The 14,285-nt window shown below is 34.7% G+C and carries 11 protein-coding genes; 7 read left to right on the forward strand and 4 right to left on the reverse strand.

What is annotated here, in order from left to right:
• Positions 1 to 48: 48 nt before the first annotated feature.
• The 4 genes from Q1B37_RS02795 to Q1B37_RS02810 all read right to left on the reverse strand — a co-directional run bounded on the left by Q1B37_RS02795 (position 49) and on the right by Q1B37_RS02810 (position 7,180).
• Complete coding sequence (locus Q1B37_RS02795) at positions 49 to 2,466, reverse strand: sodium-translocating pyrophosphatase (RefSeq protein WP_299895160.1); 2,418 nt, start codon at positions 2,464 to 2,466, stop codon at positions 49 to 51.
• A 111-nt stretch (positions 2,467 to 2,577) separates the two neighbouring features.
• On the reverse strand, positions 2,578 to 3,108 hold the full coding sequence (locus tag Q1B37_RS02800; RefSeq protein ID WP_299603314.1) for an inorganic diphosphatase: 531 nt from the start codon (positions 3,106 to 3,108) through the stop codon (positions 2,578 to 2,580).
• A 205-nt stretch (positions 3,109 to 3,313) separates the two neighbouring features.
• Positions 3,314 to 5,812, reverse strand: coding sequence for a DUF5686 and carboxypeptidase-like regulatory domain-containing protein (locus Q1B37_RS02805; RefSeq protein WP_299895161.1), 2,499 nt, complete (start codon positions 5,810 to 5,812; stop codon positions 3,314 to 3,316).
• Between the two features lie 390 nt (positions 5,813 to 6,202).
• Positions 6,203 to 7,180, reverse strand: coding sequence for a pyruvate dehydrogenase complex E1 component subunit beta (locus Q1B37_RS02810; protein ID WP_299603309.1), 978 nt, complete (start codon positions 7,178 to 7,180; stop codon positions 6,203 to 6,205).
• Positions 7,181 to 7,343: 163 nt separating this feature from the next.
• Between Q1B37_RS02810 and Q1B37_RS02815 the strand changes: the two genes are divergently transcribed.
• The 7 genes from Q1B37_RS02815 to egtB all read left to right on the forward strand — a co-directional run bounded on the left by Q1B37_RS02815 (position 7,344) and on the right by egtB (position 14,281).
• Positions 7,344 to 8,090 carry an electron transfer flavoprotein subunit beta/FixA family protein gene (locus tag Q1B37_RS02815; RefSeq protein WP_299603307.1) on the forward strand — a complete coding sequence of 249 codons (747 nt, stop codon included), beginning with the start codon at positions 7,344 to 7,346 and terminating at the stop codon, positions 8,088 to 8,090.
• Positions 8,091 to 8,148: 58 nt separating this feature from the next.
• Positions 8,149 to 9,117 carry an electron transfer flavoprotein subunit alpha/FixB family protein gene (locus Q1B37_RS02820; protein ID WP_299895163.1) on the forward strand — a complete coding sequence of 323 codons (969 nt, stop codon included), beginning with the start codon at positions 8,149 to 8,151 and terminating at the stop codon, positions 9,115 to 9,117.
• 88 nt (positions 9,118 to 9,205) lie between these two features.
• Complete coding sequence (locus Q1B37_RS02825; protein WP_299603300.1) at positions 9,206 to 9,823, forward strand: bifunctional nuclease family protein; 618 nt, start codon at positions 9,206 to 9,208, stop codon at positions 9,821 to 9,823.
• Between the two features lie 49 nt (positions 9,824 to 9,872).
• Positions 9,873 to 11,579: a nucleoside transporter C-terminal domain-containing protein gene (locus Q1B37_RS02830; protein ID WP_299895165.1), complete on the forward strand. Its 1,707-nt coding sequence runs from the start codon at positions 9,873 to 9,875 to the stop codon at positions 11,577 to 11,579.
• Positions 11,580 to 11,736: 157 nt separating this feature from the next.
• Positions 11,737 to 12,561, forward strand: coding sequence for a thymidylate synthase (locus tag Q1B37_RS02835; RefSeq protein WP_299603295.1), 825 nt, complete (start codon positions 11,737 to 11,739; stop codon positions 12,559 to 12,561).
• Between the two features lie 24 nt (positions 12,562 to 12,585).
• Positions 12,586 to 13,014: an energy transducer TonB gene (locus Q1B37_RS02840; protein ID WP_299603292.1), complete on the forward strand. Its 429-nt coding sequence runs from the start codon at positions 12,586 to 12,588 to the stop codon at positions 13,012 to 13,014.
• A 100-nt stretch (positions 13,015 to 13,114) separates the two neighbouring features.
• Positions 13,115 to 14,281, forward strand: coding sequence for an ergothioneine biosynthesis protein EgtB (gene egtB, locus Q1B37_RS02845; protein WP_299895841.1), 1,167 nt, complete (start codon positions 13,115 to 13,117; stop codon positions 14,279 to 14,281).
• The last annotated feature ends 4 nt before the right edge of the window (positions 14,282 to 14,285 follow it).

Genomic DNA, 14,285 nt, shown 5'->3' on the forward strand with positions numbered 1-14,285 from the left:
AAAAAACCTCGCTAATGGGCGAGGTTTTTTAATCTATTTCTTTTACAATTATTGTAAACTGGCCTTAATTTCTTCAATTTTAGCTTTTACTTCTTCTTCTGTTCCTTCTAATTTTTTAATTTCGGTTGAAGTTTTACCGTTCATAGTCGTTTTTATAGATACTTCTGCTTTAGCTATATCGCCATCCATTTCCATAGTAACTTCAATTTGTTTTTGAATTTCTTTTGAAGAAGTGTCTTTTGATTTTACTATTTCAATTTCTTCATTTACGACTGCAACCGCAGTTTCTGATGTGTGTCCACCTAGAATAGGAGCAATAACAAGTCCTATAAGACAGGTTAATTTGATTAATATATTCATAGATGGTCCAGAAGTGTCTTTAAAAGGATCTCCAACGGTATCTCCTGTTACTGCTGCTTTGTGAGCATCAGATCCCTTGTAAGTCATTTCTCCATTGATTTCTACACCAGCTTCGAAAGATTTTTTAGCATTATCCCAAGCACCACCAGCATTATTCTGAAAAATAGCCCATAGCACACCACTTACTGTAACACCAGCCATATATCCACCTAACATTTCTGCAATTGCTTGATGATTCATTCCAAAAATCATGGGAATAAATGCAATTGCCAATGGGAATCCTATAGTTAGTAATCCAGGTAACATCATTTCTTTTAATGATGCTTTTGTAGAAATAGCGACACATTTATCATATTCTGGTTTCCCGGTTCCTTCCATGATTCCAGCAATTTCTTTAAATTGACGACGTACTTCATATACCATTTCCATCGCTGCCTTTCCTACAGCGTTCATAGCCAATGCGGAGAATACAACAGGTACCATTCCTCCAATAAATAACATTGCTAATACTGGTGCTTTAAAAATATTGATTCCGTCAATTTCGGTAAAAGTAACATAAGCAGCAAATAATGCTAGAGATGTTAGCGCAGCAGATGCAATAGCAAAACCTTTACCAGTGGCAGCAGTTGTATTTCCGACGGAGTCTAAAATATCAGTGCGTTCTCTTACGATAGGTTCTTGTTCGCTCATTTCTGCAATTCCTCCTGCATTATCTGCAATAGGTCCAAAAGCATCTATGGCTAATTGCATTGCTGTTGTAGCCATCATTGCAGAGGCCGCCATTGCAACTCCATAGAAACCTGCGAACGCGTAGGATGCCCAAATAGCACCAGCAAACAATAGCACAGAAGAGAAAGTAGAAATCATACCTGTAGCTAATCCAGCAATAATATTGGTTCCAGCTCCAGTACTTGATTTTTGTACAATTTCTAAAATCGGTTTTTTACCTAATCCTGTGTAGTATTCAGTAACTGCAGAAATAACTCCACCTACGAAGAGACCGACTAAAGTTGCATAAAATACTCGCATAGATGAAATATCAACAAGCCCTTCTCCAAAAAATTCCATTTTCATGGTTTCAGGTAGCATATAAGTACATAACGCAAAACAAGAAATAGCTACCAAAGCAATTGAAGTCCAGTTTCCTATATTAAGAGCTCCCATTACTTGAGCTTCTTTAGCTTCATTGGTTTTTATTTTTACTAGCATTGTTCCAATTACAGAAATAATAATTCCAGCACCAGCAATAGCAACTGGCAATAATACTGGTCCAATCCCATTAAATCCTTCATTAACGATGTTTCCGCCCATATCTTTTATGATATAGTTTCCTAATACCATGGCAGCTAAAACAGTTGCTACGTAAGATCCAAATAAATCAGCACCCATTCCGGCAACATCTCCAACATTATCTCCAACGTTATCTGCAATGGTAGCAGGGTTACGAGGGTCATCTTCTGGAATACCTGCTTCTACTTTACCTACAAGATCGGCTCCTACATCAGCAGCTTTAGTATAGATTCCACCACCAACACGAGCGAACAATGCTATAGATTCAGCTCCTAGAGAAAATCCAGCCAATGTCTCCAATACAACAGTCATATCCATAGTGTTGGTCCATTCTCCTCCCATAAAGAAGTGAAAAAATATGATAAAGAAAGCTGTCAATCCTAGTACCGCTAAACCAGCAACACCAAGTCCCATAACAGTACCACCTCCAAAAGATATTTTAAGTGCATTAGGTAAACTAGTTCGGGCTGCTTGAGTAGTTCTTACATTTGTTTTGGTAGCTATTTTCATACCTATATTACCAGCAAAAGCAGAGAAAACCGCTCCAAAAATAAAAGCGATAACAATTAACCAGTGAGTAGTTGGGACTATAAATGAAACGATAGCAAGTAATACACTAACTATTATAACAAATATCGAAAGTAATTTATATTCAGCATTTAGGAATGCTAAGGCACCTTCATAGATGTGATCTGAAATTTCTTTCATTTTACCATCTCCAGCATCTTGTTTCATTACCCAAGATTTTTTAACTAGCATATAAATAAGCCCCAGTGCTGCCAAAACAATTGGCATATAAATCATGTTTGATTCCATTAAAAGTCTTTTTAGTTAATTAGTCGCTAAATGTAATAAAATCATATAAATATAAAAAGCGCAATGTTTTATCAAAAACATTGCGCTTTTTTAGTATTTTATAGCTCTTGATTAGTGTATGCTAAATAATCCTTCAGGTTTATCTTGTATATCCTCAAAACGTTTAACACAAGCTTTGATGATTTCTTTGGCTTCATCTATATTACCCCAGCCACCAACATCTACTTTCTTTTCTTCAAGATCCTTGTATACTTGGAAAAAGTGTTCTATCTCTTTAATCAAATGCGGATTCATTTCTTTCAGATCAGCTAATTTGCTTGCTATTGGATCTGCAACTGGTACACATATTATTTTTTCGTCAGGACCTTTTTCATCCGTCATGTGAAAAACTCCGATAGGTTTAACTTCTATAACACATCCTGGAAAAGTAGGTTCCGTTACCAAAACTAATACATCTAAAGGGTCACCGTCTAATGCCATAGTTTCAGGAATGAAACCATAATCAGCGGGATACATCATTGATGAAAAAATCATTCGATCGTAACGGATTTTTTTTATATCGAAGTCATATTCGTATTTATTACGACTTCCTTTTGGTATTTCGATAAGTACATCGAAACTTTCGCGAGTTGCTGCGCTCATATTCTAATTCTCATTTTTATGGGCGGCAAATATAAGTATTACAAGGGGTTGGTTAAAATTTATTCCCAAAAATAACACGGTTTTTTACTAAATTTTAATGTTATCGTAACCTAAAAGGTTTTCGTAAAAATCAATTCTTTCATTTTTAGAAAAGAAATAAAACTTTAAAGATGAATAAAAGATAAAGTGTACTCCAAAAATATACCTAAAAATAGAATCCAAAAGAACCTGTGACACCAAAATCACGAGCATCCGGATTATCGAAATAATTGCCTCGGAAATGGAAATCAATTCTGAAAATTTTAAATATATTTCCAACCCCAACGCTATATTCCCAATAAATTTCTTCATCGGGTGCTCCAACGGTTTGTAGAAAACCAGATGCATCCAAAGCAATGTTTTCATCTGATAATTCACCCCAAACCCCTCTAACTCCAACAAGTTCTCGTAAGTTTAATTTTCGAAGCAAAGGAATTCTAGAAAATATTCTACCGTTGAAATTATGCTCTATATGTACTGCCGCATATGTGTCGGTAACGAATTCGTAAAAATTAAGTAGTGGAAATGTGTTTTGAATAGATAAATATGTTTGGTTACCAGGCACGACACTAAGTAATCCTAGAGGGACTTCTCCGAACGTTTTTCCTAATTCTATGGAACTATTAAGTACTCCGAAACCTCCAATATTCCAGGGTTGTCTATAGAAAAATTGAACTTTTTGATATTCAAAATCGCTTTCTAATATGTGATCCAGACCTACGGAATAGTTAAGAAATAGTTGCGCATAATCACCGTCATTAACCGTTATTTTATCAACTCCATATCCTGTAGTTTTTCTTCCAGGATAATAAGCGAGTGTTGTAGCTATCTCTGCCTGAGTGATTTCTGATTTCACCTCTCCAGTATCTGGATCAAAGAAATCTAAGCTAAATAAATCTCTATCAGCCGGTTTCAAGGTTCTATAGGACCCAGTGACACCGATAGTAAAGTTTTTTCTAGGTTCTATTTGCATAGAAAATGCAGATAAGTTGATCGAAGTAAGTCTATTATTATCTCCTGTGGCAACAATAGAAGAAGATGCTAAACTCCTTCCTTCTACATCGTTAGTGTTGGTGAGACTTGCTCCTAGCTGTTCTACATCACGGCGATTACCGGCAGAAACAATTAATCGCGATTTTCTGTCCACCAGGTATTTACCTGAGACTCCGTACTTAAATTTATTGTCTCTTAAACCATAAGCTCCATAGCCTTCAATCCTCCATCGATCATTCGCCGTAAAATAAGTGCGACCTCCAGCTCGTAATCGGAATCCTTCGATAGCATTGAATCCTACTGTGGAGAATAGCGGACCAAAATCCCATCCATTAAATTCTACATATCCTGTTGCTAAAATAGTTCCTACATTGTAGAGCCTTTTAAAAGCTTTAACCGTTCGTAACGTATCTAGAAGTTTATAGACTTTCTTTTCATCTTTATTTAATTCTTCCATCCTGGCATTTGCCCAAAAGGAGTCATCACGATTATAAATGTCTTGATTATATGGATCTACCTGGCTCTGATAAAATTTTTTATCTTTCTTTTGATCGAATTTATAGTTGTCGTATAATGTGGTCCGTTTTCCATAAACACCTCTTGATTTTTCTTTTTTGTTAAATGCAAAATCAGATTGAAAATAATCTTTAGTAATTAGGAATATGGAGTCATTAAGCACATCAAATTCCTGTTCTATATACAAGTCTTTTACCCAGTTGATATTGGCACTTTTAGTTACCTCTAGGTTGATCTCTTTAATCGCCCAAGTAGTATCATTTACCCAAAAGTCTCCTTTAAAGGTAAGCTCATTTTTACGCCTAGGATAATATACAATATTATAGCACCATTTATTTCCAATATAGGCACTATCAGTAAGCACATAGTTATATACGTTAATCCCTGTTCTTGACAAAGGACTGGTGAAACTCTTGTCGAAAAACTTTAGGTAGTTGTCATAGATGTTATAATCAGAATAAAGATCTTTTACAAAAGCAATTAGTGTTTGATTATCACTAAATCCTGCATTTTTATTTCCCTTTAGTACTTCTTTAAATTCATTTATCTCATTATCACCATAAACTTTAGAAATAGCTTCGTTAAGAAATATGGGTAAATAGGTTTTACCAGTGATTCTTGAAGTATCGATATCTTCAAAAATAAACTCCATACCATTAAAAATTCGACTGTTTACCAGAGCGCTATCTATGGTATTAAGGTCAAACTCTAACTTTTCATACTTGTCGTAATTATATTGTTTGAACTTTTTGACACCATTTTCCCTGCGATTTTCCCAGATTTTCCGAAGTATATCAATAGCAGGATTGTTTTTTTTGGAGGTTTTTCCTTTATAAATGACAACTTCATCCAATGATGCTGCTTCTTCCTCGAGAACTACTTCCATATTGTAGGTAGTTCGTTTCGTTAGTTTTACTGTTTTGGTTTGAAAACCTAAGAAAGAGACTTTAATGCTACTATGATTCTCGTCAGACTCCATGTAGAACTTACCATTTTCATCAGTAATAGTACCGATAGTTGAGTTAACAAAAACTATGTTGGCAAATGGAACTGCTTGTTTGTTGCTGTCGTAAACATATCCGCTTACTTTGGTTTGTGCAAGAATGAAGGAGTTACTACATACTAAAAATAAAAACCCTAAAACCCAATATCTCATCTAATATTCTTAAATAATTATGATAATACAGTAGTTCTTAAATAACAATCAATTTAAAATAATAAAGGTTTGTATTTTCATTTCCCTATTATCTTGAAATTTTCAACTTGAATTCAATTACCACATATTCATCAATAAATGTAAATGTTGTTTTTTCTAAAACACACCAATATAAAAATACCCTACTATTTTTAAGCACAAATTTAAAAATGCTTTGCAAAATGATTAATGCAAAACATTTTTAATGTGTAAAAAAATCAATTTTGTATTTCAAAGTACCCTTATATCGTTTGTGTAAACTCGTTTTGTTTTATCAAATTTCGAGCCAACATTTATTAAGCGAATCAAAATTTTTTAAAAAACTTGAAGCGCAAATTAAAAGGGTTTAGTTTATTTATACATTACTTTTTTGACAGCTTTAACAACATCTGTACTATTCGGCAACCATTCTTCTAATAAAACAGGAGAATATGGAGTAGGGGTGTCAGCCGTATTTATCTTTATAACAGGTGCGTCTAGATAATCAAAAATGTTAGATTGAACCTGATAAGTAATCTCAGATGCAATATTTGCTAAAGGCCAAGCTTCTTCTAGAATAACTAACCTATTTGTTTTCTTTACAGAAGTAAAAATAGCTTCTAAATCTAAAGGTCTCACAGTTCTAAGATCAATGATTTCGCAAGAAATATTGTCTTTCGCTAGCTCATCAGCAGCTTTATACGCCTCTTTAATAATTTTCCCGAAAGAAACGATAGTAACATCGTTACCTTCTCTTTTAATATCAGCAACACCTAATGGGATAGTGTATTCTCCTTCAGGAACTTCTCCTTTGTCACCATACATTTGTTCGCTTTCCATAAAGATCACTGGATCATCATCACGAATTGCCGATTTTAATAATCCTTTTGCATCTTTAGGATTAGAAGGGATAACCACTTTTAATCCAGGAGTATTAGCAAACCAGTTTTCAAAAGCTTGTGAGTGAGTAGCACCTAATTGTCCTGCAGAAGCTGTAGGTCCTCTAAATACGATTGGAACATTAAATTGACCACCACTCATTTGTCTCATCTTTGCAGCATTGTTAATTATCTGATCAATTCCAACCAATGAGAAGTTAAATGTCATAAATTCTATAATAGGACGGTTACCATTCATGGCACTACCTACGCCTATACCAGAAAAACCAAGTTCAGAGATAGGAGTATCGATTACTCTGTCTGGTCCGAACTCATCAAGCATGCCTTTACTAGCTTTATATGCTCCGTTATATTCGGCAACTTCCTCACCCATTAGGTAAATGGATTCATCTCGTCGCATTTCTTCGCTCATTGCTTCACAAATAGCTTCTCTGAATTGTATCGTTTTCATTTATAAATATTTAATTTTGTGCTACACGAAAGGCAAAAGTAGCAATTAATAGGCGTTACCAAATACAGAAAATTAAAAAATTTATTATGCATGCATAGTAAATTCGACATTTTATTTGTACCTTCGCTTTTATTATTAAATTCTCAAAAAATACCTATATAAAATGAAAATATTAGTATGTATTAGCCATGTGCCAGACACAACTTCTAAAATTAATTTTACAGAAGGAGATACGAAGTTTGACACAAATGGAGTACAGTTTGTTATTAATCCTAACGATGAATTTGGATTAACGCGCGCTATGTGGTTTAAGGAGAAGCAAGGAGCTTCAGTAGATGTTGTAAATGTAGGAGGACCAGAAACTGAACCAACTTTAAGAAAAGCTTTAGCAATAGGAGCAGATAATGCAATAAGAGTAAATACTGAAGCTACTGATGGATTTTATGTAGCTAAACAGTTAGCTAAAGTAGTTCAAGATGGAGGATATGATCTTGTGATTGCAGGAAGAGAGTCAATAGATTATAATGGTGGAATGGTACCTGGAATGTTAGCTGGACTTACAGGAGCTAATTTTATCAATACTTGCATTGGATTAGAAATAGATGGGGATTCTGTAACTGCTATTCGCGAAATCGATGGAGGAAAAGAAACTTCTACTACAAAATTACCATTAGTTGTTGGAGGACAAAAAGGATTGGTTGAAGAGAGTGATCTTCGTATTCCGAATATGAGAGGAATTATGATGGCACGTAAAAAACCACTTACGGTTGTTGAGGCTGTTGAAGCAACTCAGGAAACCAAAGCGGTTAAATTCGAAAAGCCAGCACCAAAAGGTGATGTAACACTAGTTTCTCCTGATAATGTAGGACAATTAGTAGAGCTATTGCATAACGAAGCAAAAGCAATTTAATAAAATACAAGTTTAAAGTAATACCTATTAACATAGGTTCAACATAAAAAAAATAAATATGTCAGTATTAGTATATACAGAAAGTGAAGGAGGAAAATTTAAAAAGGCTGCTTTCGAAGTTGCGTCATATGCAAAAGAAGTAGCTAATATGCTTGGTACTACAGTTACTGCTGTTAGTGTTAACGTTGATGTTAGTAGTGAACTAAGTACATACGGAGTTGATAAAGTATTAGAAATTAAAAACGATAAGTTAGCGACTTTTAATGCAAAAGCGTATGCAGATGCTTTAAAGCAGGCTGCAGAAAAAGAAGGAGCTAAAGTTGTAGTGCTTAGTTCTAGTGCAGATAGTAAGTTTTTAGCATCACTTTTAGCGGTTAATCTTAATGCAGGATATGCGTCTAACGTAGTAGCATTACCCGAGAGTGCTTCACCTTTTACAGTAAAAAGAACTGCTTTTACAAACAAGGCATTTAATATTACCGAAATCACGACTGATGTGAAAATTATCGGACTATCTAGTAATGCATTTGGATTGAAGGAAGCTTCTGGAGCTGCTGCTGCTGAAGGTTTTGATCCTTCATTAGCTGATGAAGATTTTGCAGTGAATGTAACGTCTGTAGATAAAGCAACAGATAAAGTGTCTATCGCAGATGCAGAAGTTGTAGTTTCAGGAGGTAGAGGTCTTAAAGGGCCAGAGAACTGGGGTATGATCGAAGAGTTGGCAGATGTACTTGGAGCTGCAACAGCGTGTTCTAAACCTGTGAGTGATATGGGATGGAGACCGCACGGAGAGCACGTAGGTCAAACAGGAAAACCAGTAGCTACTAACTTATATATAGCGGTAGGGATTTCTGGAGCAATCCAGCACCTTGCAGGAATAAATTCTAGCAAGATAAAAGTAGTGATCAATAACGATCCAGAAGCGCCATTCTTTAAGGCTGCAGATTATGGTATTGTTGGTGATGCCTTTGAGGTAGTACCGCAGTTAATTGAAAAATTAAAGGAATTTAAGGCGAATAACGCATAATTTTCATAAATTGTGCCCAATCAAGGGCTGTTTGAACTTAGGTAAAAGTCCATTTGTTCAAACAGCCTTTTTTTTATTGAAAATTACTATGAGTTTAGTTCGTCTGAACATAAAAGGAATATCTTACAGTCAAACCCAAAATGGTGCTTATGCATTGATTTTAAGTGAGGTGGATGGAGAAAGGAAATTGCCAATTGTGATTGGTGCATTTGAAGCACAGTCTATAGCTATTGCTCTAGAAAAAGAAATTAAACCTCCTCGTCCTTTAACGCATGACCTGTTTAAAAATTTTGCAGATCGATTTGATGTAGTCGTGAAACAGGTAATCATTCATAAATTGGTAGATGGCGTTTTTTATTCAAGTATTATCTGCGAAAGAGATAAGATTGAAGAAATAATAGATGCTAGAACCAGTGATGCTATAGCACTAGCCTTGCGATTCCAGGCTCCAATTTTTACGTATAAAAATATTCTTGATCAAGCAGGAATTTACTTAAAAGTAAATCCTAAAAAAGATGGTGAAGATGAATCAGAAAGTTTGTTGGTAGATGAATTGGTTTCTGATGATGTGGAAATGGTAGGAAAAGAAACTAGTTATCAGGATTTATCTTTAGAAGAATTAAATCGTATGCTAGAACAAGCAGTAGCTAATGAAGATTATGAATTGGCAGCTCGAATACGAGATGAAATCTCGAAAAGAGGATAATTTTGATTTCTAATTGTTCCGAAATATTATAATATTACCTTATTGATATATGAAAAAAGGAGTACTCTCTTTCCTATTATCTTTTTTTGCATTTACAATTATCTCAGCGCAATCCATAGAGAAAAAGTGGATATTAAAAGATGTAAAAGGAGATAATGAAACTATTTTTCAAGTTGGAGATAATGATTATCTGGATTTTCAAAATGGTGTCTTTTCTTATGCATTTGAAGGAAATTCTGAAAAGCTTACAGGGGATTATCTTGCTCAAAAAAATGTCGTATTACTGTTCCCTGAAAAATCAGAAGATTCTATTATTAAATATAGATTGAAAAGTATTACGGATACTACGTTGATTCTATCAAAAAATAACCTTTCCTATTCATTTGTTGTAAAACCTAGTGATCCTGAAACCCCAGTTGTAGCTGAACAAGGTGATGCGCTAATTCCTAATCAAGGTTTTTCTTTTTCAAGTTTGTGGAGAGGAGTTCTAGGAATGCTGGTATTATTAGTTATTGCATTTTTGTTTAGCAGTAATAGAAAAGCTATAAATTGGAAAACTGTTGGTTTAGGTCTGGGATTTCAATTAATAATAGCTATTGGTGTTTTAAAGGTTCCATTAGTACAGACGATATTTGAATGGGTTGGAAGTCTTTTTGTTAGTGTTTTAGACTTTACGCGAGCAGGAAGTAAGTTCTTATTCGAAGGACTAGTGGTAGACATGGATACTTTTGGTTTTATATTCGCTTTTCAGGTGTTACCAACTATCATTTTCTTCTCGGCGCTAACATCACTATTATTTTATTTAGGTGTTATCCAAAGAGTAGTGAAGGGGTTAGCTTGGTTATTGACAAAAACATTAAAGATATCTGGAGCTGAAAGTTTAAGTGTTGCAGGTAATATCTTTTTAGGGCAAACAGAAGCTCCTCTATTAATAAAAGCCTATTTAGAAAAGATGAATAGGTCAGAAATTTTGTTAGTTATGGTGGGTGGAATGGCTACTGTAGCGGGAGCAGTGCTGGCTGCATATATTGGATTCTTAGGAGGTGATGATCCAGTTCTAAGATTACAATTTGCTAAACACTTATTAGCAGCATCTGTGATGGCGGCTCCTGGAGCGATTATTATCTCTAAAATACTATTTCCCCAAACAGAAAAAATTAATACAGACGTATATGTTTCTTCAGAAAAAATAGGATCTAATATACTGGATGCTATAGCAAATGGTACCACTGAAGGTCTTAGGCTAGCAGTAAATGTTGGAGCAATGTTATTAGTTTTTGTGGCATTTATTGCTATGCTAAATGGTATTTTGGGATGGGTAGGAGATGTGACTTCTATAAATGCTTGGGTAGCTTCGAATACGGCATACCAAAGTTTATCCCTTGAACTTATTTTAGGATATCTTTTTGCACCATTAATGTGGTTAATTGGTGTTGCTAAAGAAGATATTGCTTTAATGGGGCAACTTTTAGGAATAAAATTAGCGGCTAGTGAATTTGTGGGGTATATACAATTGGCAGATTTGAAAAATGTAGCGAATGCAACACATTTAACATACAACAAGTCGGTGATAATGGCTACTTATATGTTATGTGGTTTCGCAAATTTTGCTTCTATCGGCATACAAATAGGTGGTATAGGATCTCTTGCTCCAGGACAACGAAAAACATTGTCGGAGTTTGGAATGAAGGCACTAATTGGAGGTACGATAGCTTCACTTTTGTCTGCTACAATCGCAGGAATGATTATTGGTTAATAGAAAGGGATTTTTTTTGCTGAAACTTCAATGCTAGAATAACTTTTACAAGTATTTCATAATCTAGCTATTAAAAGATTGCTCAATACCTATTTTTCGTATATTTGACGGAATTAGTAGAACTTTAACAAACTCAAAAGAAAGTCAGAAAGGGAATATGAAGCAATATTTGGATCTGGTACGTCACGTACTGGAGAATGGAAATGAAAAAGGAGATAGAACCGGAACAGGAACAAAAAGTGTTTTTGGGTATCAAATGCGATTTGATTTGAGCGAAGGGTTTCCAATGGTAACCACGAAAAAACTTCATTTAAAATCTATAATACATGAGTTATTATGGTTTTTGAAAGGAGATACCAACGTTAAGTATTTGCAGGATAATGGTGTTAGGATTTGGAATGAATGGGCAGATGAAAATGGAGATCTGGGACCGGTATATGGATATCAATGGAGAAACTGGAACGGAGATGAAATTGATCAGATTCAAGAAATTGTAGAAGCTTTAAAAAAGAACCCGGATAGTAGGAGAATGTTGGTTTCTGCATGGAATCCAAGTGTCTTGCCAGATACGTCTAAATCATTTTCTGAGAATGTGGCTAATGGCAAAGCTGCGCTACCACCTTGTCATGCATTTTTTCAGTTTTATGTAGCTAATGGGAAATTATCTTGTCAGTTGTATCAAAGAAGTGCAGATATATTTTTAGGAGTACCTTTTAATATAGCGTCATATGCATTATTTACAATGATGATGGCACAGGTAACTGGATATGAAGCTGGCGAGTTTATACACACATTTGGAGACGCACATATTTATAATAATCATAAAGAGCAATTAGAATTACAGTTGTCTAGAACACCGAGAAATTTACCTACCATAAAGATTAATCCAGAGGTAAAAGATATTTTTGGCTTCGTTTTTGATGACTTCACATTGGAAGACTATAATCCGCACCCACATATTAAAGGTGCAGTTGCAGTTTAACCCCCAAATTTAAACTGAATTACTATGAAGAAACTATTACTTATTATTACAATTTTATGTTCCACCTTCTTGTTTGCTCAGGATAATATTATTCTTTCCAAAGAAAATGCAAATGAAAAGGGGATTACGCCAATATGGCCAAAATGCGATAAATCCAGACAAACACCTATTAAGTGTTTTGATAATAACCTGCGAAAGCATATCATCTCTAATTTTAGATATCCGGAAATTGCCGCTAAAGAAGGCTTGGAAGGTACAGTTACTGTAGAATTTATTATTAATAATAAAGGTAAAGCAGAGGTGATTGATGTAAAAGGTGGGCACAGACACTTGCAGAGAGAAGCTGTTAGGATCGTTAGAGCAATTCCTAAAATGAAACCTGGAAAGTGGGGAAAAAAGCCGATAGCTATTGCTTATGAAGTGCCAATTACCTTTATAAAACCTAGTAATTAATATTTCATATTTAACAATGGATTAACTCCTTTGTTAGGTAGATACAGCTTAAAAATTATTAAATTTGAGTGTATTCGTAAATCGAATACACTCTTTTTTTATGGTAATTACTGATAATTTGCTTTCTTCCTTGTTAGAGACAAGAGCTCATACAGAAGAAATTTGTTCCCCGCTTCAGATCGAAGATTACGTTGTGCAACCCATCGTTGATGTATCTCCACCGAAATGGCATCTAGGTCATACTACTTGGTTTTTCGAAGAATTTATTCTTACAAGATATTATGCTGATTATAAAAGGTTTCATGAAGACTTTGCCTTTGTATTTAATAGCTATTATGAAAGTATCGGAAAACGAGTAGTGAGAACCAATCGAGGTAATTTATCTCGTCCCACAGTCAATGAGGTATATCAATATAGAGATTATGTCACCAATCACTTGCAGGTACTTCTAGAAAGTATGGAGGATGAAGAATTGAGATCTCTTGTAGAAATTGGAATACATCATGAGAAACAGCACCAAGAGTTATTGCTAACGGATATTAAATTTATTTTAGGTAATAATCCTTTACTTCCAAAATACAGTAGCACTTTTGATGAAAATCCGAATAGCAGTGCTTCTGATAAATATCACCTTATTGCCGAAGGTATTTATGAAATTGGTTATAAAGGAGAAGATTTTTGTTACGATAATGAGTTGGGAGTTCATAAAGTGTTTCTAGAAGCATATAAAATAGCAAATGATCTAGTAACTAATAAAGAGTACTTAGATTTTATTAATGATAAAGGATATGAGGATAGCCTTTTATGGCATGCTGAAGCTTGGGATTGGCTTAACACCGAAAAAATAAAAACCCCTTTGTATTGGCATAAGATTCACGGAGAATATCATCAATATACTTTACAAGGACTGCAACAATTGGATTTAAATGCTCCAGTGACACATTTATCTTATTATGAAGCTTTTGCGTATGCACAATGGAAAGGAGAACGTTTGCCGACAGAATTCGAATGGGAAGTTGCCCATAAATTATTTGATTGGGGATTGCGATGGGAATGGACAGAAAGCGCCTATTTACCATACCCTAATTATGCTAAAGCTCCAGGAGCACTCGGAGAATATAACGGAAAGTTCATGGTTAATCAAAAAGTACTCCGAGGAGGTTCCATAGCAACTCCTAAAAATCATACAAGACCAACATATCGTAATTTTTTTCACCCACAACTAAGATGGCAATTTAACGGATTGCGATTAGTAAAAAGTAAGTAATTCC

Source organism: uncultured Aquimarina sp. (assembly GCF_947492965.1).
GTDB lineage: Bacteria > Bacteroidota > Bacteroidia > Flavobacteriales > Flavobacteriaceae > Aquimarina.